This is a genomic window from Streptomyces sp. AC627_RSS907 (genome assembly GCF_019049165.1).
Genome location: NZ_JAGMUE010000047.1, coordinates 64881 through 88152, shown reverse-complemented (window position 1 = coordinate 88152; position 23272 = coordinate 64881). Strand labels below are relative to the sequence as shown.

The window sequence follows — 23272 nt, the reverse complement described above, 5'->3', positions numbered from 1 at the left end:
AGAGGAGTTCGGGTGAAACAGGTTGTGCAGAACTACAAGAGCGGCGAGCTGGCGGTGCTCGACGTGCCGGTGCCGGGGTGCAAGCCGGGCGGTGTGCTGGTCCGCAGCGCCTACTCGCTGATCTCCACCGGGACCGAGCTCATGAAGGTGTCCGAGGCCGGCATGTCGATGGTGGGCAAGGCCCGCTCCCGACCGGACCAGGTGGCCAAGGTCATGCAGAGCGTGGCCACCAACGGGGTGCCCGCCACCTACCGCAAGGTGATGGGCAAGCTGGACTCGTACACACCGCTGGGCTACTCGCTGTGCGGGGTGGTCGAACAGGTCGGCGCCGGCATCGACGATGTGAAGGTCGGCGACCTCGTGGCCTGCGCCGGCAACGAGCACGCGTTGCACGCCGAGTTGAACTGGGTGCCGAAGAACCTCTACGCCCCGGTGCCGGACGGCCTCGCGCCCCGGCACGCGGCCTTCGGGACCGTCGGGTCGATCGCGCTGCAGGGCGTGCGCCAGGGCGAGTCCCGGCTCGGTGAGGTGGCGCTGGTCATCGGCCTCGGCCTGATCGGGCAGCTGGTGGTTCAGCTCCTCGCCGCCTCGGGAGTCCGCGTCGTCGGGGTCGACCCCGACCCGGTGCGCTGCGAGCTCGCCGAGGGCCTGGGCGCCGCGGCCTGCGGTGATCCCGCGTCCGCGGGGGTGGAGACGGCCGTCGCCGAACTCACCGGCGGCCTGGGCGTGGACCAGGTGTACCTGGCCGCCGGCGGCGGCAGCAACCAGCCCGTCGAGCTGGCCGCCCGGATGTGCCGGGACCGCGGCCGGGTCGTCGACATCGGCAAGTGCCGCCTGGACCTGCCGTGGAACGCGTACTACGAGAAGGAGCTCGACGTCCGGTTCTCCCGCAGTTACGGCCCCGGCCGCTACGACCCGGAGTACGAGCTGGAGGGGCGGGACTACCCGGTCGGCTACGTGCGCTGGACCGAGCGCCGCAACCTGGCGTGCTTCCTCGACCTCCTCGCCCACGGCAGCGTCGACGTGGAGCCCCTGGTCTCCCACGTCGCCGACTTCGACGACGCCGTCGAGACGTACCAGCGCCTGAAGGACGGCGAACTGAAGGCCGTGGCCGTGCTGTTCCGGTACCCCGGACAGGCGGAGGAAGCGGAGGAGGCGCCCGCGGTCGCCGTGCCCGCGGTGCACGTGAAGCCGAAGCCGGCCCGGGCCGCCGGGACGCCGGTGCGCCTCGCGTTCGTCGGCGCGGGAAACTACGCGACGTCGATGCTGCTGCCGCACCTGGCGCGGCGCGAGGGCGTCGAGTTGTCCGCGGTCGTCACCACGACGGCGCTGTCCGCGGCCAACGCCCGCCGGAAGTTCGGCTTCACCGAGGCGACCACCGATCTCGACGCCGTGCTCGGCGACCCGGCCGTCGACGCGGTGTTCGTGGTCACCCGCCACAGCTCGCACGCCGAACTGACCCGGCGGGCGCTGCTGGCCGGCAAGGCGGTGTTCGTGGAGAAGCCGTTGGCGCTCACCGAGGACGAGCTGGCCGACGTGCTCGCGGCGGTGGAGGAGTCCGGCAACGACCGGCTCCAGGTGGGCTTCAACCGCCGGTTCTCGCCCCTGCTGCAGGAGGCCAGGAAGCGGTTCGGTGCCCGGACCGGGCCGGCGAGCGTCCGCTACCTGGTCAACGCGGGCCGGCTGCAGCACGGCAGCTGGTACCTGCAGCAGGGCACCGAGGGCTCGCGGTTCGCCGGGGAGGGCGGGCACTTCATCGACACGGTGAGCTGGCTGCTGGAGGCCGACCCGGTCTCCGTGTACGCGATCACCACGCCCGGCACCGAGGATCTCCAGGTCGTGCTGCGCTACCCGGACGGGTCCACCGCCACCATCAGCTACGTCACCACCGGCCCGGCCGGCTTCCCCAAGGAGACGCTGGACCTGGTCGCGGACGGCCGCGCGCTGCGGCTCGACGACTTCGTCCGTGCCACCGTGTACGACGGCCGCCGCAAGCGGTGGGTCGGCTCGCGGCTGCCCAAGGCCCGGGACAAGGGCCAGTCCGCCGAACTGGCCGCGTTCGTCAGGGCCGTGCGGACCGGGGGGCCGATGCCGGTGCCGCTCCAGTCGCTGGTCGCCACCACGGCGGCCACCCTCGCCGTGCGGACCGGCCTGGCCTGCGGCGCGCCGGTGACCTTGGCGGGGGCGCGATGAGCATGAGCGCGGGCTGGTACCTGCGGCGGCTGTCCCGGATGGGGCCGCGGGAGGTCGGCGGCCGGGTGGGCGACGCGGTGCGCAGGCGGCGATGGCGGGCGGCGCGGCCGGTCTGCCCGAGCGTGACCGGCGCCCGCTTCACCGCGGTACTGCCCGCGGGGACGATCGCCGCGGTGCCACCGGACGCCGCGAAACGTCTCCTCGCCGAGGCGGACCGGCTGATGGCCGGGCACGCCGGGTACTTCGGGGTGGACCGCGACGACCTGGCCGACCCGGACTGGTGGTACGACCCGAAGACCGGACGCCGGGCGCCATGGGGCTACGCCTTCGACGTGCCGTACCGGAACGAGGACGTGGTCGGGGACATCAAGCAGATCTGGGAGCTGTCCCGGCACCAGTACCTCACCCAGCTCGCCGCCGCCTACGCGATCAGCGGGAACGAGCGGTACGCCGAGCGCGTGGCCGCGCACCTGCGGTCGTGGTGGGCGGCCAACGCGCCGCTGCGCGGCGTGCACTGGACCAGCGGCATCGAGCTGGGGATCCGGCTGCTGTCCTGGGTGTGGATCCGCCGGCTGCTGGACGGCTGGCCGGGCGCGGCCGGGCTGTTCGAGGAGAACCCGGTGGCGATCCACCAGGTCTGGCACCACCAGCGCTGGCTGGCCGCGTTCCCCAGCCGGGGGTCCTCGGCGAACAACCACGTCATCGCCGAGGCCGCCGGGCAGTTCGCGGCGGCCTGCGCGTTCGGGTGGTTCCCCTCCTCGGCGCGCTGGCGGGACGACGCCATGCGGTCGCTGGAGCGGCATCTGCGGAGCAACACCTTCGGCTCCGGCCTCAACCGCGAGCTGGCCACCGAGTACCACGGACTGGTGCTGGAGCTCGGCCTGGCCGCGGTGGCCGAGGCGGACGCCGCCGGTGTGCCGGTCCCCGCGTCGGTCCGGCTGGTGCTGCTGCGGATGACCGACGCGCTCGCCGCGGTCGTGGACAACCGGCTGCGACCGCCGCGCCAGGGGGACGCGGACGACGGGCACGGGCTGGTCGTGGACGGCGCGGGCACCGACCGCTGGGCCTCGCTGCTGGCCACCGGGGAGACCGTGTTCGGCCGGCTCGACTGGTGGCCGGCGGTGACCGGTACCGATGTGCGCACCCCGCTGCTGGCCGCGCTCGTCAGGCCCACGGACCTGTCCGTGCGCCGCCCGGCGAGCCGGCCGGGCCACTTCGCCGACGCCGGGCTCACGATCCTGCGCGGTCCGGAGGAGATCTGGTGCCGCTGCGACGGCGGTCCGCACGGGTTCCTGTCCATCGCCGCGCACGCCCACGCGGACGCGCTGTCCGTGGAGGTCCGGCACGACGGGGTCGACGTGCTCGCCGACCCGGGGACGTTCTGCTACCACGGGCAGCCCGAGTGGCGGCGCTACTTCCGGTCGACCCTCGGCCACAACACCCTGCAGCTGGACGGCGGTGACCAGTCCGTCTCCGGCGGCCCGTTCCTGTGGACCCGGCACGCCCGCACCCGGGTCCTGGTCGCGGAACCGTCCGGCGCCTCCGGCGGGGGGACGGCCCGCTGGTGTGCCGAGCACGACGGCTACCGGCCCTCCGTGCACCGCCGCCGGGTGGAGCTGACGGCCGCGGGCCGGGAGCTGAGGGTGGTCGACGAGGTCCGCGGCCCGCACGGCACGCGCCGGGCCGTGCGCCTGGCGTTCCACCTCGGCCCGGCGATCACCGCGGAGCTGGTGGAGAACCGGGCGCGGCTCACCTGGACCCGGGGCGGCGAGGACCGCTCCGCGGTGCTCGACCTGCCCGGGCAGCTGCGCTGGCGGGCGCACCGGGGCGAGAGCGACCCGCCGCTGGGCTGGTACTCCCCCGGCTTCGGCCGCAAGGAACCCACCACCACACTGGTCGGCACCGGCTTCGCCGACGGCGCGGAGGGGTTCACCACCGTGCTCGGGTTCCGCGGCTAGGGGGCCTGTGATGGATCTCCGGGGAGGAAGGAACGCCCGCCGCGCAGGGGCCGGGGGCCGCGGCCGGGGCGTGCTCTCGGCGAGCCGGCCGAAGGCCCTCGTCCTGGGCGCGCTCGGGCTGTCGGCCGGTGCGGCGCGCGGGGGTGCCTCCCACGCCCCCGCGGCGGAGGGGGAGCGTGCGGGGCGTCGCGGCGCCGCGGAGATCCGGCACAAGCCCCCCGGCGGAGGACCCGTGGGGACCACGTGGCGGCGCTGGGCGTCGCCGGCGGCACCGCTGGCGCTGGTCCTGCTGGCGGCGACCGGCTGTACGAGCACGTCGGACGCCCCGGCGGAGCCGACCGGTGCGCCCTCCGCCTCCGGGGCGCCCACCCCGTCGGGAGGGCCCTCCGCCTCCGGGGCGCCCGCCCCGTCCGTGGCCCGGGTGTGCGCCGAGCCGGCGGCCGGGCCGGCGAAGGCCCCGGCGGGCGCGGTGACGGTCGACCCCTCGGTCGTCGGTGACCTGGCCGAGAAGACCAGGAACAGCCCCCCGAACACCACGTTCTGGCTTCGCCCGGGCAAGCACAGGCTCGAGCCGGAACGCTACGCCCAGGTCATCGCCAAGGAGGGGAACACCTACCTCGGTGCGCCGGGCGCGGTGCTCGACGGCGGGGAGACCAACCAGTACGCGTTCGGCGGCACCGCCCGCGACGTCACCATCCGCCATCTGACCGTGCAGCATTTCGTCGCGCCGAACAACGAGGGCGTGGTCAACCACGACATGGCCGACGGATGGGTGATCGAGCACGCGACGATCCAGCACAACTCCGGCGCCGGGCTGATGGCCGGTGCCCGCCAGCAGGTCCGCGCCAGCTGCCTGCGCGGCAACGGGCAGTACGGGATGAACGCGTACAAGACCGGTGACTCCATCCGGGGCCTGGTGGTCGAGGGCAACGAGATCGTGGGCAACAACACCGACGACTGGGAGCGGCGGCAGCCGGGCTGCGGCTGCACCGGAGGCATCAAGTTCTGGGCCGTCGACGGCGCCGACATCCGCGGCAACTGGGTGCACGACAACCGCGGCGTCGGGTTGTGGGCGGACAACAACAACAACGACTTCCGCATCGAGGACAACGTGCTGGAGGCCAACGACGGTGCCGCGCTGATGTACGAGACCAGCTACAACGCGGTCGTCCGGAACAACACGATCCGCCGGAACAACTGGGTCGAGGGCCGCAAGCACGCCGAGCGCGGCGACGACTTCCCGTACGCGACCGTCTACGTGTCCGAGGCCGGCGGCGAGCCACGGGTCCGGGCCCGCACGGACAAGATCGAGATCTACCGGAACGTACTGGAGAACAACTGGTCCGGGATCACCCTGTGGGAGAACGCCGACCGGTTCTGCAACAGCCCGGCCAACACCTCGACCGGATACTGCACGTTGCTGGTGAAGGACACCGACCGCTGCGCGCGGCCGGCGATCGCCACCGCACCGCTGTACTCCGACTGCCGGTGGAAGACGCAGCGGGTGGACATCCACGACAACCGCTTCGTGCTGGACCCGTCCGTCGTCAAGTGCGCGGACGAGTGCGGTCGCATGGCGGTGCTCTCCAACTACGGCACCTACCCGGACTGGTCGCCGTACAAGGGCGAGCGGGTGGCCGAGGCGATCACCCACGAGCAGCACAACCGCTGGCACGACAACGTCTACCGCGGACCGTGGAGCTTCGTCGCCGTCGACCCGGGCCGCAAGCTCGACCCCGGGCAGTGGCAGGCCGCGCCGTACCGGCAGGACGCGGGCAGCACCTTCGACCCACGGGCCGGTGGTTGAGATGGGCGGGGACCTGGCACGCGGCGGGCCGCCGGGCGGACCGGGCGCGGTGGGCACACGACCGCCCGGTGCCGCACCACGCCCGGCCGGTACCCCGAAGGCCGTCGGGATCGTCTGGGCGCTGCTGGGCCTCAACACGCTCGGCTCCGCCGGGGCGAAGACCGTCGTCACGCTGCCCCGCTCCCTCATCCAGATGGTCACCATGGGGGCGCTGGTCGCCGCGTTCGCGCTGGCGCTCGCGCTCAATTGCCGGCTGCGCCTGCGAGCCGGCGCCTTCCTGTTCCTGCTCACCCTGCTGCTGGTGCCGAGCGTGATCTCCAGCGTGCACCTGGAGGTCGGGTTCGGCGCGCTGTTCCGCTGCGCCCGGCTGGCCCTCTTCGTCGGCACGCTGTGGCTGCTCAGCCGCTGGTGGGACGGCGGCATGACGTTCGTCCGGTACCACATCCGGATGTACTTCGCGGTGCTCGGCGTGGTGGCCGCGGGCCTGGCCGTCTCGCCGGGCACGGCCCTGCCCGAGTACTACGGCGGGCGGCTGGTCGGCGCGCTGTGGCCGCTCACCCCGCCGCAGATCGGGCAGTACGCCGCGGTGATCACCGGGCTCACCGTGCTGCTCGTGCTGGGCCGCCGGACCACCGGGGCCGGCGCCGCGGTGGTCATCGTGCCGGCGCTCGTCCTGCTGGCGCTGACCCACACCCGGACCGCCACGCTCGGTCTGCTCGTCGGGTTGGCGCTGGCGATCGGCTCGCTCGTCCTGACCAGTTCCGCCGCGCGCCGGTTCTTCGGCTGGGCGGTGCTGTGCGCCACGGTGGCCGCGGTCGCGTTCAGCTCCGCGCTGCAGGCGTGGTTCCTGCGCGGACAGAGCCAGGAGAACTTCTCCAACCTCACCGGCCGGGCCAAGGTCTGGGACGCCCTGCTGGCGGCGCCCCGGACGACCGGGGAGAAGGTGTTCGGCATGGGCCTGGGCGACAAGTCGTTCGACGGGCTGCCGATCGACAACAGCTGGCTGGCCGTCTACCACGAGCAGGGTCTGGCCGGCGTCACCCTCGTCGCGGGGTTCGTCGTCGTGCTGGGCGGCGTCGCGTTGCTGCGGCCGCCGTCGCTGCCGAGGGCCTGCGCGATCTTCCTGATCAGCTACTGCGCGATCTCGTCGTACACCGAGGCCGGCCTGGGCGACGCCTCGCCGTATCTGCTCCATCTGGCCCTGGCCGCCTCGCTGCTCGCGGCACCTGCCGCGGCCACGCCCCGCCCGCCGGCCGCGGCCTCCTCGACGACGTGTCCCGCGCGGGGCCCGGGACCGGAGGTGACCTGAGCATGCACGTCCTCGTGGTGCACAACCGCTACTCCTCGGCACAGCCGAGCGGCGAGAACAGGGTCGTCGACGAAGAGGTGGAGCTGCTGCGCGCGGCCGGCCACCGGGTCGACGTGTTCGAGCGGCGCAGCGACGACATCGCCGCCCGGTCCCTGCTGGGCAAGGCGGCGGTGCCGCTTCTGGTGCCGTGGAACCCGTCGGTCCGCGCGGAGCTCGCCGCCCGGCTCCGCACCGAGCGGCCGGACGTGGTGCACGTCCACAATGTCTTCCCGCTCCTGTCGCCCGCGGTGCTGGCCGCCTGCGCCGACGCCGGCGTGCCCGTCGTCGCCACGCTGCACAACTACACCCAGGTCTGCCCGCCCGGCACGCTGCACCGGGACGGCCGGCCGTGCACCGAGTGCGTGGGGACGGCGGCGTCGCTGCCCGCCGTCCGGCACGGCTGCTACCGGGGCTCGCGGCTGGCGACGGTTCCGCTCGCGGTCAGCCTGTCGGTCAACCGGCGGCGGTGGTGGTCCGGCGTGGAGCGGTTCTTCTGCATCTCCGCGGCACAGCGCGACGTCCTGGTGCGGTCCGGCATGCCGGCCGGGCGGCTGTCGGTGAAGCACAACTTCGTGCCCGACCCGGGCGCCTGCCGAGCGGGCGCCGGCGAGCACCTGCTGTTCCTCGGCAGGCTCGCGGAGGCCAAGGGCGTACGGCTGCTCATGGCCGCGTGGGAACGGGCCACCGCCGACGGCGGTGTGGGCGTGCCGCTCGTGATCGCCGGCGCGGGACCGCTGGAGCGGGAGGTGACCGCCTGGGCGGCGGGCCGGGACGACGTGCGGTACGTCGGCCTGTACGACCCGGCCCAGTGCCGGCGGGCCGTCGCGCGGGCGGTCGCCGTGGTGGCTCCCTCCATGGCCCGGGAGACCTTCGGCCTGGTGGTCGCGGAGGCGATGGCGGCGGGGGTCCCGGCCGTCGCCGCCGGCCACGGCGCCTTCGTCGAACTCGTCGAGGACGGGGTGACCGGGCTGCTGCACCGACCGGGCGAGCCCGTCTCGCTCGCGTCGTGCCTGCGCCGCATCACGGCCGAGCCGGCCCTCGGCCGGGAGATGGGCCGGGCGGCCCGGCGCCGCTACGAGCAGGACTTCAGCCCGGCCGTCGGCCTGGAACGCCTGGTGGACGGGTACCGCACCGCGATCGCGGGTCGGTCCGGCGGCGGGGACGGCCCGCCACCGGTTGGGGACACGAGCACTGGCTCGCGGTGGGGGCACCCGCGCGAGCGGGATGGGGGCAGTAGATGACACGATGCCGACTCTGCGGCTCGACGGCGCTGGCGAGCGTCGTCGACCTGGGGGCGACCCCGCCGTGCGAGAGCTTCCTCGCCGCGGACCGGCTGGACGAGCCGGAGCCGGCGTACCCGCTGCACCTGCGGGTCTGCACCGACTGCTGGCTCGCGCAGATCCCTCCGCTGATCACGCCGGAGGAGACGTTCACGCAGTACGCGTACTTCTCCTCCTACTCGACCTCCTGGGTGGAGCACGCGCGCACGTTCGTCGCCGACGCCGTCCGACGGCTGGGGCTGGGCGCCGGTTCCTTCGTGGTCGAGGTCGCGAGCAACGACGGGTACCTGCTGCGGCACATGGTGGACCGGGGGATCCGCTGCCTCGGCATCGAGCCCTCGGTGAACGTCGGCGCCGCGGCGCGGGAGGCCGGTGTGCCCACGCTCACCGCGTTCCTGGGCCCGGACACCGGCTCGGCCGTCCGCGAAGAGCACGGCCCGGCGGACCTGGTCGTGGCCAACAACGTGTACGCGCACATCCCCGACGTCGTCGGGTTCACCCGGGGGCTGCGTGCCCTCGTCGCCGACGACGGCTGGGTCTCCATCGAGGTGCAGCACCTGCTGACCCTGATCGAGGAGAACCAGTACGACACGATCTACCACGAGCACTTCCAGTACTACACGGTCGCGTCCGCGATCCGGGCCCTCGAGAGCGGCGGACTCGCCCTCGTGGACGTCGAGTTGCTGCCCACGCACGGTGGTTCGATCCGGCTGTGGGCCCGCCCGGCCGAGGTGGCCGGCGAGCCGGCGCGGCGGGTGGCCGACGTACTGGCCCGGGAGAAGGCCGCCGGGCTGCAGGAGCTGTCCGGCTACACCGAGTTCTCCGCCCGGGTGGCCAAGGTGCGCCGGGACCTGCTCCGGTTCCTCATCGAGGCGGCCGAGCGCGGCGAGACGGTCGTCGGCTACGGCGCCCCGGGCAAGGGCAACACCCTGCTCAACCACTGCGGCATCCGGCCCGACCTGCTCCCGTACACGGTCGACCGCAACCCCTACAAGCACGGCAGGTTCACCCCGGGCACCCGCGTCCCGATCCTGCCGCCCGAGCGGATAGCCGCCGACCGGCCGGACTACGTCCTCGTCCTGCCGTGGAACCTGCGGGACGAGCTGGTCGAGCAGCTGTCCTTCGTGCACGAGTGGGGCGGCCGGCTGGTCTTCCCCATCCCGGAACTGAGCATCGTCGGCGGCGCGTCGTGAAAGGTCACAGCATGAAGGTCGTTCTGTTCTGCGGCGGTTACGGGATGCGGATGCGCAGCGGCGCCGCAGACGACGTGCCCAAACCCATGGCGATGGTCGGACCGAGACCGCTGATCTGGCACGTCATGCGCTACTACGCGCACTTCGGGCACACGGAGTTCATCCTCTGCCTCGGGTACGGGGCCCACCACATCAAGGACTTCTTCCTCACCTACGAGGAGACGACGTCCAACGACTTCGTGCTGCGGGGCGGACGGACCGAGCTGCTGTCCACCGACATCTCCGACTGGACGATCACCTTCGCACAGACCGGCATCGAGTCACCGATCGGGGAGCGGCTGCGCCGGGTACGGCACCACCTGGACGGCGACGAGATGTTCCTCGCCAACTACGCCGACGTGCTCACCGACGCACCGCTGCCGGAGATGATCGAGAACTTCGCCCGGCGCGACGCCGGTGCGTCGATGATGGTGGTGCCGCCGCAGTCCTCGTTCCACTGTGTGGACCTGGGCGAGGACGGCCTGGTCGGGGGCATCACCGCGGTGAGCGAACTGCCGCTGTGGGAGAACGGGGGCTACTTCGTTCTCCGCCAGGAGGTCTTCGACCACATACCGGAGAACGGGGACCTGGTCGCCGACGGATGCGCCCAGCTGGCCAAGCGCGGCCGGCTGGTCGCACACCGGCACCGCGGCTTCTGGAAGCCGACCGACACCGTGAAGGAGCGGGCCGCGCTCGACGCCGCCTACGCCCGGGGCGACCGCCCGTGGGCCGTGTGGGAACGGGACGGGGCGGGGGCGCACGCCGGGGTGAGGTCCGCGTGATCCGGCTCGGCGCCGGACGGGTGGACCGGATCGTCGCGGTGGGCGCGCACTGCGACGACATCGCCATCGGCGCCGGCGGCACGCTGCTGACGCTGTGCCTCGCGCGGCCGGGCGTCCGCGTCGACGCGCTGGTTCTCTCCGGCGGAGGCGGCGAGCGGGAGCAGGAGGAGCGGGCCGCGCTCGCCGCCTTCTGCCCGGGCGCCGACCTGCGGCTGACCGTGCACAAGCTGCCGGACGGCCGACTGCCCGTGCACTGGGACGAGGCCAAGGCCGCGGTCGAGGAACTGCGCGGGCGGACCGACCCTGACCTCATCCTCGCCCCGCGCACCGACGACGCGCACCAGGACCACCGCGGCCTGGCGAAGCTGATACCCACCGCGTTCCGCGACCACCTGGTGCTCGGCTACGAGATCGTCAAGTGGGACGGCGATCTCGGCCGCCCGTCCGCGTACCAGCCGCTGTCGCCCCAGACCGCCGAACAGAAGGTGCGGCTGCTGCAGGAGCACTACCCCTCGCAGCGGCACCGGCCCTGGTACGACCGCGAGGCCTTCCTGGGTCTCGCACGCATCCGCGGCATCGAATGCCACGCGCGCTACGCCGAGGCGTTCGCCGTCACCAAACTCACTCTCGACCTGGGGGACTGAACCTTGCGCGTACTGCTGACCGGACACCAGGGCTACCTGGGCACCGTGATGGCCCCGGTCCTCACGGCGGCCGGACACGACGTCGTCGGTCTCGACTCGGGCCTGTTCGCCGACTGCGTCCTCGGCCCGGCGCCCGCGGACCCGCCGGGCCACCGGGTGGACCTGCGCGACGTCACGGCCGAACACGTGGCCGGGGCGGACGCCGTGATCCACCTGGCCGCGCTCTCCAACGACCCGCTGGGCTCGCTGGCGCCGGAGCTCACCTACGACATCAACCACCACGCGTCCGTACGCCTCGCCCGGCTGGCCCGTGACGCGGGAGTGCGGCGCTTCCTGTACGCGTCGACCTGCTCGGTCTACGGCGCCGCCGGCGGTGACGACCTGGTGACCGAGGACGCCCCGCTGCGCCCGGTGACGCCGTACGCGGAGTCCAAGGTGCGGGTGGAGGACGACCTGCACGCGCTGGCCGACGACGACTTCACCCCGGTGTTCATGCGCAACGCCACCGCCTTCGGCCACTCACCCCGGCTGCGCGCCGACATCGTGCTGAACAACCTGGTGGGCCACGCGCTCCTGTCGGGCGAGGTGCTGGTGCTCTCCGACGGCACCCCCTGGCGCCCGCTGGTGCACGCCGCCGACATCGCCCGGGCCTTCACGGCCGCGCTGACCGCGCCGCGCGACGCGGTGCACGACCGGGCGTTCAACATCGGCAGCGAGGCCAACAACGTCACCGTCTCCGAGATCGCCGGGCAGGTCGCCGAGGCGGTGGCCGGCTCCAAGGTGGTGATCACCGGGGAGACCGGGGCCGACCCGCGGTCGTACCGGGTGGACTTCTCCCGGTTCCGCTCCGCTGTGCCCGGCTTCGACTGCGAGTGGACGGTGAAGCGGGGCGCGCTCGAACTCGCCGACGCCTACCGGGCACACGGGCTCACCCAGGAGGACTTCGAGCGGCGCTTCACCCGCCTCGCCGTGCTGCGCGCGGCGTCCGAGGCCGGCACCGTCGACGGCACCCTGCGGTGGCGCCGATGACCGCCACCGGCGACCGGCCGGCGACCGAGCCCGGCGAGGAGATGTACGCGCTGGTGGAGCGGCTGTACCCGCTGTGCCGCAGCATCACCGGCGACGGCGTGCGCGCCACCCTGGACATCGTCGGCGAGTACGTCCCGCTCCAGGTGCACGAGGTGCCGACCGGGACCCAGGTGCTCGACTGGACGGTGCCCGAGGAGTGGAACATCCGGGACGCGTACATCGCCGACGCCACCGGCCACCGGGTCGTCGACTTCGCCGCCTCCAGCCTGCACGTGCTCGGCTACAGCGTGCCGGTGGCGGCGACCATGCCGCTGGCCGAGCTGCGCGGACACCTGTACACCCTGCCGGACCACCCGGGCTGGGTGCCGTACCGCACCAGCTACTACCAGCCGGAATGGGGGTTCTGCCTGGCCCAGGAGACCCTGGACGCGATGCCGGACGGCGAGTACGAGGTGCGCATCGACTCCACGCTCACGGACGGCCACCTCACCTACGCCGAGCACGTGGTCCCCGGACAGGTCCCGGACGAGGTGATCGTCTCCTGTCACGTCTGCCACCCGTCGCTGGCCAACGACAACCTGGCCGGCATCGCGGTGGCGACGTTCCTCGCCCGCGAGCTGGCGCGGCGGACGCCGTACTACACCTACCGGTTCCTGTTCGCGCCCGGCACCATCGGGGCGATCACCTGGCTGGCCCGCAACGCGGAGCGGGTGGAACGGGTCAGGCACGGGCTGGTGCTGGCCTGCGCCGGCGACCCGGGGCACCTGACGTACAAGCAGAGCAGGCGGGGCGACGCGGAGATCGACCGGGTGATGCGCCACGTGCTGGCCGCCTCCGAACGCCCGCACCGCATCGACGAGTTCACTCCGTACGGCTACGACGAGCGGCAGTTCTGCTCGCCCGGCTTCGATCTCGGCGTGGGCTCGCTCACCCGCACCCCGTACGCCGGCTACCCCGAGTACCACACCTCGGCGGACAACCTGGACCTCGTCTCCCCCCAGGCGATGGCGGACACGCTCGCCGTGTGCCGCGAGGCCTTCGCGGTCCTCGACCGGAACCGGCGCTACCAGAACCTCAGCCCTCACGGCGAACCGCAGTTGGGCCGGCGCGGGCTGTACGACGCGCTCGGTGGCCGCAGCGACACCAAGCAGGCCCAGATGGCCATGCTCTGGGTGCTCAACCTCTCCGACGGCGAGCACAGTCTGCTGGACGTCGCGGAGCGCTCCGGGCTGCCGTTCGACACCGTCGCCGCCGCGGCCGGTGCCCTGCACGACGCCGGGCTGCTCAAGGCATGACGCCGATGACCACCGGCGGGGAGAACCCGAGGACGACGGCGCGACCGGCCGGATCCGCCCGGCGCGCCCTCGCCGGCCGGCTGTCCTGGGGACTGGCCGACCAGGCGGCCTCCAGCATGTCCAACTTCGCGGTGGGCATCTACGTGGCCCGCTCGCTGGGGGTGACCGCGTTCGGCGTGTTCAGCCTGGCCTGGGTGACCTACGGCGTGGTGCTCAACGTCGCCCGCGGCCTTGCCACCGACCCGCTCGTGGTCCGCTTCAGCGGTGTGCCGGACGCGTCCTGGCGCGGGGCGGTGGCCCGGTCGTCGGGTACCGCGCTCGGCGTCGGCGCCGCCCTCGGCGCGGCGTCCGTGGTGACCGGCCTCGCGCTCGGCGGCGGCGTGGGGACCGCGTTCGCCTGCCTCGGCGTCGTGCTGCCGGGGCTGCTGCTGCAGGACGCGTGGCGGTTCGCGTTCTTCGCCGCCGGCAGCGGGCGGAAGGCGTTCGTCAACGACCTCGTGTGGGGGGTCGCGCTCGTCCCGGCGATGGTGGTGGCCGCCCGCGCGGGCAGCGTGTCCGCCTTCGTGCTGGCCTGGGGCGGGTCCGCCGCGGTGGCCGCCGGGTACGGCTGCCTCCAGTCCGGGATCCGGCCACGGCCGGCCGGCGCGCGCGCGTGGCTCCGCACGCACCGCGACCTCGGTTACCGGTACCTGGTCGAGAACGTCAGCAACAGCGGGGCGAGCCAGCTGCGGGCGTACGGGCTCGGCGCGATCGTCGGGCTCGGCGCGGTGGGCGTGATCCGGGGCGCCGAGCTGCTGCTCGGCCCGTTCCTCGCGCTGCTGATGGGGCTCTCGCTGGTCACCGTCGCGGAGGCGGCGCGGGTGCTGCGACGGGCCCCGCACCGCCTCGGCGCGTTCTGCCTCGCGCTGGGCGGCGGGCAGGCCGTCGCCGCGCTGCTCTGGGGCGGGGCCCTCCTGCTGGTGCCGGACCGGCTCGGCGAACTCGTGCTCGGCGGCGTCTGGAGCTCCGCCGCGGAGCTCGTCGTGCCGGTCACGCTCGGCGTCGCGGGCGCCGGACTCGGCACCGGTGCGGCGGCCGGGCTGCGCGCGCTCGGCGCGGCCCGGCGCAGCCTGCGCAGCCAGCTCGTCGCCTCCGCCTGCTACCTCGTCGGCGGGCTCGGCGGGGCGGCCGTGGCCGGCACGGCCGGCTCGGCCTGGGGCGTCGCCGCCGCGACCGTCTGCGGCTCGGCCGTGTGGTGGCTGCAGCTGCGCTCCGCCCTGAGCGAGCACCACCAGAACACCATCCGTGAAGTGAGGACGTCATGACCGCCCATCCCCGGCTGAGCATCGGCCTGCCCGTGTACAACGGCGAGGAATACCTCGCCGAGGCCCTCGACGCCCTGCTCGGCCAGACCTACGAGGACTTCGAACTGGTCGTCTCCGACAACGCCTCGACGGACGGCACCCAGGACATCTGCCGCAAGTACGCCGCGCGGGACTCCCGCATCCGGTACATACGGCTGCCCCGGAACATCGGCGCCGCGCCGAACCACAACCACGTGTTCACCGAGTGCCGCGGCGAGCTGTTCAAGTGGGCCTCGCACGACGACCTGTACGCCCGGGACCTGCTGCGGCGCTGCGTCCAGGCGCTGGACGAGCGGCCCGACGTGATCCTCGCCCACGCCGACCAGGCGGTCATCGACGAGGACGGCCAGGTGAAGGTCCCGTACGAGTACACGCTCGCCACCGCCTCGCCGCGCGCCCCGGAGCGCTTCCGCAGCATGCTGTTCGAGCCCGGCGGAGACGACTTCTACGGGGTGATGCGGGCCGACGTGCTGCGCCGGGTCAAGCCGCACGACAGCTACCACCACGCGGACCGCACGTTCGTCGCCGAGATCGGCCTGCACGGACCCTTCCACCAGGTGCCGGAGCTGCTGTACTTCCGCCGCGACCACCCCACCCGCGCCGAACGGGCGAACCCTTCCAAGCGCTCCCGGTGCGTCAACCTCGACCCGCGCCGGGCCGGCCTCCTGCACCCGACGCCCCGGCTGCTCGCCGAGTACGTCTGGGGCTTCGTCTCGGCGATCCGGCGGGCGCCGCTGTCCTCGGCCGACCGGCGCGCGTGCTACCGCCACCTGGCCGCGTGGATGATCAGCCGGGCCCGGCCGGGCGCCGGCGAGCGGGTCGAGGACCGCGCCCCGGTCGACCCGGCCGGGCTCACCGTCTCCGTCGACGCCCTCGTCGCCGGGCGTGAGGGGAGGCAGTCGTGACTTCGGTGCGGGTCGGGGTGTTCGGCCTGCTCGGCTCCGGCAACCTCGGCAACGACGGGTCGCTCGAGGCTGTGCTCGGGTACCTGCGCGCCGAGCACCCGGAGGCGGCCGTGGACGCGCTGTGCGGCGGGCCCGAGGTGGTCGCCGCCCGGTACGGGATCCCCGCGACGCGGCTGCACTGGTACCGCGGGGAGTACCGGACCGCCTCGCGTGCGGGGGCGATCGCGGCGAAGGGCCTGGGCAAACTCGTCGACGCCGTCCGCACCGCCGCCTGGGTGCGCCGGCACGACGTGGTGATCGTGCCGGGCATGGGCGTCCTGGAGGCCACGCTGCCGCTGCGGCCGTGGGGCTTCCCGTACTCGCTGTTCCTGCTCTGCGCGGCCGGCCGGCTGTCCGGCACCCGGGTCGCGCTGGTCGGCGTCGGCGCCGCACCGATCGGCGACCGGCCGACCCGGGCCCTGGTGCGCTGGTCGGCGCGGCTGGCCGCGTACCGGTCGTACCGGGACGACCTGTCCCGCGACGCGATGCGGGCGATGGGCGTGGACACCGCGCGCGACGAGGTCCACCCGGACCTCGCGTTCGCCCTGCCGGCGCCGCCGGCGGCGAGCGAGCCCGCGGGCGAGCCGGGCCTGGTCTGCGTCGGCGTCATGGACTTCCACGGCGGCAACGACGACCGCGCCCGGGCCGAGGAGATCCACCGGCGCTACGTCGACGGGACGACCCGCTTCGTCCGCGCGCTGGTCGCGGACGGCAGGCCGGTCCGGCTGCTCACCGGCGACGAGTGCGACGCGCCGGTGGCCGCCGCGATCCTCGACGCCGTGGACTCCCCGCTGGTCACCGCCGCCGGGGCGGCCTCGCTGGCCGACCTGATGAAGGAGGCGGCGGCCGCCGACGCCGTGGTGGCGACCCGGTACCACAACCTGGTCTGCGCGCTGAAGGCCGGCACACCCACGCTGGCGCTCAGCTACGCGGCCAAAAGCGACGCGCTGATGACGGAGATGGGGCTGGGCGCCTACCGCCACCCGGCGCGGGAGGTCGACGCCGACCGGCTGCTCGAGCAGTTCCGGGCCCTGGAGAAACGATCGGCAGAGCTGCGGCGGACCCTCACCGAGCGGAACCTCGCCGCCGCCCGGCGCCTGGAGGACCAGTTCACCGCCCTCACCGCGGCCCTGTTCCCGGCGACCGGCCACGCACCCACCCACGCCCTGCGGGAGGCTCCATGAAAGCGACCGAAGTCCCGGAGATCGCCGGCGCGTACCTGTTCGAGCCGACGCCGCACGCGGACGAACGCGGCTTCTTCTGCCGCACCTTCGACGCCGACGTGGTCCGCTCGGTGGGCCTCGACCCGTGCGCCTTCGTCCAGGACAGCCTGTCCCGTTCGGCCCGGGGCGTACTGCGCGGCCTGCACCTGCGCTCGGGCGCCGGCGAGGCCAAGCTGGTGCGGTGCTCGTACGGGAGGATCTTCGACGTCGTCGTGGACCTGCGGGCGGACTCACCGACGTATCGCAACCGGGCCTTCTTCGAGCTGTCCGACGAGACGCAGGTGACCCTGTACATCCCGGCGGGGTGCGCGCACGGCTTCCAGGCGCTGTCCGGGACCGCCGACACCGCGTACCGGATCGACCGCCCGCACGATCCGGCCGAGGACGTGACGATCGCCTTCGACGACCCGGAGCTCGCCATCCCCTGGCCGCTGCCGGCCACATCGATGTCCCAGCGGGACCGGGAGGCGCCGAGCCTCGCCGAGGTCCTGAAGCACACAGAGAAGTGAGGGCCGGCGTGGACACCGAAGCAACCGAAGGGACCGGGGAGTTCCTCCTGCCCCGGTCGCGGGCGGCGAACGAGCGGCTGCACAGCCTGGTCCCCGGGGGCGCGCACACCTACGCCAAGGGCGACGACCAGTACCCCGAGAACCTGGCCCCGGTCATCAGCCACGGCCGCGGCGCCCACGTGTGGGACGTCGACGGCAACCGCTACGTCGAGTACGGCTCCGGCCTGCGGTCGGTCAGCCTCGGCCACGCCCACCCCCGCGTGGTCGAGGCGGTGCGGCGGGAACTCGACCGCGGCAGCAACTTCGTCCGCCCGTCCGTCGTGGAGGTCGAGGCCGCGGAACGCTTCCTGGCCACGGTGCCGACCGCCGAGATGGTGAAGTTCGCGAAGAACGGCTCCGACGCCACCACCGCCGCGGTGCGCCTCGCCCGTGCCGCCACCGGGCGCGGGCGGGTCGCGATCTGCGCCGACCACCCCTTCTTCTCCGTCGACGACTGGTTCATCGGCACCACACCGTTGTCCGCGGGCATTCCGGCGGCGACCACCGACCTCACCGTGTCCTTCCCCTACGGGGACCTGGCCGCCACGGAGGCGCTGCTCACCCGGTACCAGGACGAGGTCGCCTGCCTGATCCTCGAACCGGCCACCCACACCGAGCCGCCGCCCGGATACCTCGCCGGCCTCCGCGAGCTGGCCGACCGGCACGGCTGCGTGCTGGTCTTCGACGAGATGATCACCGGCTTCCGCTGGTCCGAGGCGGGCGCCCAGGGCCTGTACGGCGTCGTCCCCGACCTCTCCACGTTCGGCAAGGCGCTGGGCAACGGATGCGCCGTCTCCGCGCTGGCCGGGCGCCGCGACCTGATGGAGCGGGGCGGGCTGCGTCACGCCGGTGACCGGGTGTTCCTGCTGTCCACCACGCACGGTGCGGAGACGCACTCCCTGGCAGCCGCGATGGCCGTGCAGACCACCTACGCCGAAGAAGGCATCACCGCGCGGCTCCACGCCCTCGGCGAGCGGCTGGCCGCCGGTGTCCGCGACGCCGCGGCGAGCATGGGCGTCGCCGACCACGTCGTCGTCCGGGGGCGGGCCAGCAACCTGGTCTTCGCCACCCTCGACGAGAACCGGCAGCCGTCGCAGCGGTACCGCACCCTGTTCCTGCGCCGGCTCCTGGAGGGCGGGGTACTGGCCCCCTCGTTCGTGGTGAGCAGCGCGCTCGGCGACGCCGACATCGATCACACCGTCGACGTGGTGGCCCAGGCGTGTGCGGTGTACCGGAAGGCACTCGACGCCGGTGACCCGACCCCGTGGATGGCCGGACGACCGGTGAAGCCGGTGTTCCGCCGCTTCGCGTGACGTGCATGGCACGACGTGACGTGACATGACGTGTGGCGTGGCGCGCGAACGCGCGACATGAGGGGCAAAACATCTGACGGCGAAGGGGGTGTGACGCTTCGTCAGCGACGCTCCCGCCGCCCGGCGTCGGCCGCCCGGTCGGCCCTCCGGTCGGCCAACCACGTGGTCGCCCGGTCGACCAGCCACGCGGTCGCCGGTGTCACGGCCAGCGCGGTGCACCAGCCGCCGAGGGTGTCGGTCGCGTAGTGCGCGCCCAGGGCGACCTGCGCCCACCCCATGGCCGCACCGGCGACCAGCGCCGCGGTGAGCACGAGCAGCGTGCCGGCCGCCCTGCCGAGGCGGAGCCGGCCGGCCGCGAGCAGGGCCACCACGAGGGCGAACGCGGTGAGGAAGGCGGTGTGCCCGCTCGGGAAGGACAGGTGCCCGTCGTGGATGGTGCGTCCCACCAGGACCTTGAGCAGCCTCGCCGTCCCCACGGCCAGGCCGGCGCCGGCGACGACGAACACCGCCGCGCGTGGAAGCCGCAGCAGCAGGCAGCCCGTCACGGTGGCCCCGACCAGCGTGGCCGCTCCCACGGGCTCCCCCAGGAAGTCCGTGGCCTCAGCGACGTGCCGCCACGGCGTCCCCGCTCCGTCCACCGCCGCCGAGATCCGCGTGTCCACCGTGCCGGGCTCCCGGTCGCCGGCGTACAGGCCCCCGAACACGGCGACCGCCAGCGCGGCGAGGGCCGCAGTCAGCCCGATCCAGGCGCGCAGCGACGGAGGCAGCACCGCGGGCGCCGACCGGCCGGTCACACGCCCACCGCGTCCGGTCGCCCCGCGCTGCCGCGCCGTTGACGGTCGAGTCGCACACCCCGCTCGTGCCCCGGGCGGGGAGAAGCCCGTAGCCCGTCGCGAACCGCCCAACAGATGCGATGCACCTTCGCCTCCCGTCGGGGCCGCCGACATGGCCGGGATCGTCAGATCCGCTCGGAGCTGCAGGGGTTGGTGGCCCGCGTGGGCCACGCCGTACACGACGGGTTGCCACCCTAACCAACAACGCGGTCGCGGCACACCGCCGTTGGAAAGTCGGCGTACCCACGTCCCGCGGACTTTCGGGTCACGCTGTCGTCATGCCCAGGAACCGCCGGCAGGCGTGAGCGGGGGCGCCCTGCGGCAGGGGCGCCGACCGCGGCGTGAGGCGACGGCCGCACCCCTGGCGGTAATCCGTGAGTTCCCGGCATTTTCACTACTGCCGGAAAGGGCAACGCCGTTCCTACGCTTCTGGCATCCACCCCCGACGGAAAGGCGGAACCTCGTGTCCAAAAAGGTCAATGAGGCGAACAACATCACCCGGCGAACGGCGCTGGAACGTGGCGCCGGCGTTGCTGCCATCGGCGCCGCCTCCGCACTCGCCGCCGCGTTGTCGAGCCCACCCGCCCTTGCCGCGGCCCCAGGAACGCGGACACCGGGCGACGCCTCGCATGCGCCCGGCGCCACCCTGCCGACGGTCGTGGCCGGCGTACGCATCCCCGACAGCGAGCTGGCCCGGTCCGCAACGGCCTTCGCCCGCAAGGCCTCCTCCGAGGCGCTCTTCAACCATGTCATGCGGACGTACCTGTACGGCTCACTGCTGTTCGACCGGCGAGGCGTCCGCTACGACCGTGAACTCGCCTTCACAGCAGCGGTCCTGCACGATCTCGGGCTGGTGAAGGCGTATCAGTCCTCGGACGAGCGCTTCGAGGTCGACGGCGCCGACGCCGCCCGGAAGTTCCTGCGGGAACGGCGCGTGCCGGCCGAGCGAGCGGCCGTCGTCTGGGACGCGATCGCCCTGCACACCAACGTGGGCATCGCGACCCGGAAAAGGCCGGAGATCGCAATCGTCTCCCTCGGCTCCGGGCTCGACTTCACCGGTAACGGCCTCCAGCAGATCCCGTCCGACGCCCTCGCCGAAATCCTCGCCGCGTTCCCCAGGGCCGGGTTCAAGCGCGAGGCCCTCGACACCATGCTCTCGCTGTGCCGCACCAAGCCGATGTCGGTCCTCATGCACCCCTTCGCCGAGGTCGGCCGCCGCCACCTCCCGGGCTTCCCGGTACCCACCCTGGAGGACCTCCTGCTTGCCGCGCCCTTCGAGGAATGACGGACAGCGACCCGTCCCGCGTCCCGCACGGACGGGTCGCGGGAGCGTGCTCACGAGGTGCCCCGTCCGGAGCGGTTGACGGCGGCCATGCCCGCGTGGACGGACGCGGTGAGCACCGAGCTGTCCCAGCCCGCACCCCAGCGGACCACGTCGGCGACGCGGCACTCGGCGTAGGCGACGGCGAGGCTGTTCGGGCCGGTGGTGGTGGAGTGCTCGGCGTAGCCGAGGATGTCGATGCTGACGCCGATGCCGCTCAGCGCGTCGGCGAAGGCGGAAAGGGGCCCGTTCCCGGTGCCCTCGCACACAGGAGTGCTCCCGGCCGTCGGCGCGCAGGGTGCGGGTGAACCGGTGCTCGCCCGGGGCGGGTTCGGCGGTGTGCCAGGACTCCGGCGTGACCGGGCCGTCCAGGGCCGGGGTGAGGTAGGTGGTGCGGAACACCGCAAGGTCACGCAACGAGCCGTCCGGCGGTGGCCTTGGCCTCGCCGAGGAGCGCACCAGCGCAAGGACGAGCTGAGGTCACCCGGCCCCGTAGAGACCCGGAAGGTCGACCAGGAGGAGATCATCACGTCCGGCCGCCAATTCGACCAGGTCCGGGTAGAAGCCGTGCAGGGAGAACAGTGCCAGCGTGGTGCCTGTGGTGTCGTAGCCCTGGCCGGTGAGCAAGCCCCGGATCCGCTCGAGGCGTTGGAGGTCAGCGGTACCGCGGCGGGCGGCGGTGGCCTTGGCCTCACCAATCAGGGCGACCCGAGCGCGCGGCGCCTGCGGGCGCTCGCCCAGGGCGAGGGCAATGACGTCCACCTCGTGCTTGGTACGGGCCGCCGGGTCGGCGACCTCGGTGGTGCCGACCGGGCCCGGCAGGCCCCCGGGAAGGAGGGTGTGGGCGTAGCGTCGCGTGAAGGCGCGGGCGAGGTCCTCGAAGTGCGGACCCAGGATCTTGGAGTTGAAGGTCGGCGCAGCGGCCTGCCATGCCTGCTCCGCGAAACCTTGCTCCACAGTGGCTGCCTGGGGCAGCGTGATGAGCTGGTTGAAGCGGATGACCGGGTCGGCCAGCGTGATGACCGGGTGACGAGGGCGCAGGATGTCCTGCTCCCGCTGGATGTAGCCGGTTGACTCCAGGACGTCCAACGGGTGCGTAACGGCATTGCGTTGACGCTCCAGGGCTGCACCGATCTTCGTGGGCGTGGAGGCGCCCTGGGCGATCGCCGTGAGGATGTCGTAGTACAGGGTGTGCTGGGTGATGCGCGGGTCCTCGCGCAGCAGGTACTCCGTCTCCGTGCGTGAGTAGACGGCCCTGCCGGGGTCGAGGAGGGTGCGGGCCAGCCAGTCGGCGAAGCCGTCGTTCGGGTGCGGGCGGGCCGCCACCGGCCGGTACCCCGGCGCCCCGCCGAGGACCGCGTGCACCTGCAAGGCGGTCAGCGGGTCTTCGATCCCCCAGAAGTCGCGTGCGGCCCGGTAGTCGAAGGCACCCAGCCGCAGATCGACCACCGCGCGGCCTCGCAACGGCTTGGTCCCCGACAGCAGTTCGTGCATGACACTCATCGCGGACCCGCAGAGGATCACCCGCGGCCCGGGACCACTTCCCGCACCGGTCCCGCGCTGGCGCTCGTCGTAGAGCTGCTGGAGCAGACCGGGGATCTCGGGCGAGTGCTGCAGGAGATAAGGAAGTTCATCGACGACAAGGAGCGGCGTCTTCGAACGGGCAGTGACATCGAGGGCGTTGGTCAGGACCTCACGCCAGTCGGCCAGCCGCAGTGTGCCGGGCCGCAAACCCGCATGGGCCGCGATGGCATCGCTGAACCGCGAGATCGCAGGCAGTCGCCCCTCCTCCCGCACCGCGGTGACGTACAGGCCGCCGACCCGCTCCGACAACGCCTGGAGCAGATACGACTTCCCGTGCCGCCTGCGTCCCGACACGATCCCCAGACGCATCGCCGGATCCGGGTCCGTGACGAACTCCGTGAGCAGACCCCACTCACGATCGCGGTCGACCACGTACCCGGGCTTGGCAAGCATGCTGTCACCCACCAGCGCTCCCTCCATCTGCTCGACCATGCGATTCTGTCTAAGTGTACTTTGACAGAATCAGGACAGCTCGAGTTTCCGTAAGGAGGGACAGTCGCCGACCGGCAAGCACTCTGCGCAGTCACGCCAAGCCGATTCCAGAGACACGTCATGAGCAGCAGTCCCCCTTCCGGCTCAAGACGGGGGCACGCCG

General features: G+C 73.2%; 18 protein-coding genes and 1 pseudogene. 16 read left to right on the top strand and 3 right to left on the bottom strand.

The features are described 5' to 3' along the window. Positions 1-12 precede the first annotated feature (12 nt). The 15 genes and pseudogenes from KUM32_RS13130 (at position 13) to KUM32_RS13060 (ending at position 18939) form a co-directional block, all read left to right on the top strand. The gene (locus KUM32_RS13130) at positions 13-2193 is read left to right on the top strand and encodes a bi-domain-containing oxidoreductase (RefSeq protein WP_217142028.1); all 2181 of its coding nucleotides are present in this window, start codon (positions 13-15) and stop codon (positions 2191-2193) included. Then, a complete protein-coding gene (locus KUM32_RS13125) occupies positions 2190-4151 on the top strand; it encodes an alginate lyase family protein (RefSeq protein WP_217142027.1) in 1962 nt (653 codons plus the stop codon). The genes KUM32_RS13130 and KUM32_RS13125 overlap by 4 nt, the downstream gene beginning before the upstream one ends. 232 nt (positions 4152-4383) lie before the next feature. Continuing rightward, complete coding sequence (locus tag KUM32_RS13120; RefSeq protein ID WP_217142026.1) at positions 4384-5958, top strand: right-handed parallel beta-helix repeat-containing protein; 1575 nt, start codon at positions 4384-4386, stop codon at positions 5956-5958. Position 5959: 1 nt separating this feature from the next. Continuing rightward, a pseudogene (locus KUM32_RS13115) lies at positions 5960-7262 on the top strand (O-antigen ligase domain-containing protein). 7 nt (positions 7263-7269) lie between these two features. After that, positions 7270-8547, top strand: a complete 1278-nt coding sequence (locus KUM32_RS13110) for a glycosyltransferase (protein ID WP_217142025.1) — start codon at positions 7270-7272, stop codon at positions 8545-8547. Beyond that, complete coding sequence (locus KUM32_RS13105; RefSeq protein WP_217142024.1) at positions 8544-9779, top strand: class I SAM-dependent methyltransferase; 1236 nt, start codon at positions 8544-8546, stop codon at positions 9777-9779. The genes KUM32_RS13110 and KUM32_RS13105 overlap by 4 nt, the downstream gene beginning before the upstream one ends. An 11-nt stretch (positions 9780-9790) precedes the next feature. Next, positions 9791-10600, top strand: coding sequence for a glucose-1-phosphate cytidylyltransferase (locus KUM32_RS13100; protein ID WP_217142023.1), 810 nt, complete (start codon positions 9791-9793; stop codon positions 10598-10600). Then, complete coding sequence (locus tag KUM32_RS13095) at positions 10597-11244, top strand: PIG-L deacetylase family protein (RefSeq protein ID WP_217142022.1); 648 nt, start codon at positions 10597-10599, stop codon at positions 11242-11244. The genes KUM32_RS13100 and KUM32_RS13095 overlap by 4 nt, the downstream gene beginning before the upstream one ends. A 3-nt stretch (positions 11245-11247) precedes the next feature. Further along, positions 11248-12273 (top strand): NAD(P)-dependent oxidoreductase, encoded by a 1026-nt coding sequence (locus KUM32_RS13090; protein ID WP_217142021.1) that lies wholly within the window; start codon positions 11248-11250, stop codon positions 12271-12273. After that, a complete protein-coding gene (locus KUM32_RS13085; protein WP_217142020.1) occupies positions 12270-13568 on the top strand; it encodes a DUF4910 domain-containing protein in 1299 nt (432 codons plus the stop codon). The genes KUM32_RS13090 and KUM32_RS13085 overlap by 4 nt, the downstream gene beginning before the upstream one ends. Beyond that, the gene (locus KUM32_RS13080; RefSeq protein ID WP_217142019.1) at positions 13565-14872 is read left to right on the top strand and encodes a hypothetical protein; all 1308 of its coding nucleotides are present in this window, start codon (positions 13565-13567) and stop codon (positions 14870-14872) included. Before KUM32_RS13085 ends, KUM32_RS13080 begins: the two co-directional genes overlap by 4 nt. Then, the gene (locus tag KUM32_RS13075; RefSeq protein ID WP_217142018.1) at positions 14869-15816 is read left to right on the top strand and encodes a glycosyltransferase family 2 protein; all 948 of its coding nucleotides are present in this window, start codon (positions 14869-14871) and stop codon (positions 15814-15816) included. The genes KUM32_RS13080 and KUM32_RS13075 overlap by 4 nt, the downstream gene beginning before the upstream one ends. Further along, a complete protein-coding gene (locus tag KUM32_RS13070; RefSeq protein WP_217142017.1) occupies positions 15813-17039 on the top strand; it encodes a polysaccharide pyruvyl transferase family protein in 1227 nt (408 codons plus the stop codon). Before KUM32_RS13075 ends, KUM32_RS13070 begins: the two co-directional genes overlap by 4 nt. Then, positions 17036-17587, top strand: coding sequence for a dTDP-4-dehydrorhamnose 3,5-epimerase (gene rfbC, locus KUM32_RS13065; protein WP_217142016.1), 552 nt, complete (start codon positions 17036-17038; stop codon positions 17585-17587). Before KUM32_RS13070 ends, rfbC begins: the two co-directional genes overlap by 4 nt. An 8-nt stretch (positions 17588-17595) precedes the next feature. Continuing rightward, positions 17596-18939: a glutamate-1-semialdehyde 2,1-aminomutase gene (locus tag KUM32_RS13060; RefSeq protein ID WP_217142015.1), complete on the top strand. Its 1344-nt coding sequence runs from the start codon at positions 17596-17598 to the stop codon at positions 18937-18939. A gap of 101 nt (positions 18940-19040) precedes the next feature. Here KUM32_RS13060 and KUM32_RS13055 read toward each other — a convergent pair whose 3' ends face one another. Continuing rightward, positions 19041-19733 carry a phosphatase PAP2 family protein gene (locus KUM32_RS13055; protein ID WP_217142014.1) on the bottom strand — a complete coding sequence of 231 codons (693 nt, stop codon included), beginning with the start codon at positions 19731-19733 and terminating at the stop codon, positions 19041-19043. A 502-nt stretch (positions 19734-20235) separates the two neighbouring features. On the opposite strand from KUM32_RS13055, the gene KUM32_RS13050 reads away from it, so the two are divergent. Continuing rightward, complete coding sequence (locus KUM32_RS13050; RefSeq protein ID WP_308408647.1) at positions 20236-21057, top strand: HD domain-containing protein; 822 nt, start codon at positions 20236-20238, stop codon at positions 21055-21057. A 50-nt stretch (positions 21058-21107) separates the two neighbouring features. Here the strand turns inward: KUM32_RS13050 and KUM32_RS44965 are convergent, their stop codons facing one another. Beyond that, positions 21108-21362, bottom strand: a complete 255-nt coding sequence (locus KUM32_RS44965; RefSeq protein WP_308408646.1) for an alpha-isopropylmalate synthase regulatory domain-containing protein — start codon at positions 21360-21362, stop codon at positions 21108-21110. A 211-nt stretch (positions 21363-21573) separates the two neighbouring features. Then, entirely contained in the window at positions 21574-23109 is a 1536-nt protein-coding gene (locus KUM32_RS13040) for an ATP-binding protein (RefSeq protein WP_254405473.1), read from the bottom strand. Positions 23110-23272 lie beyond the last annotated feature (163 nt).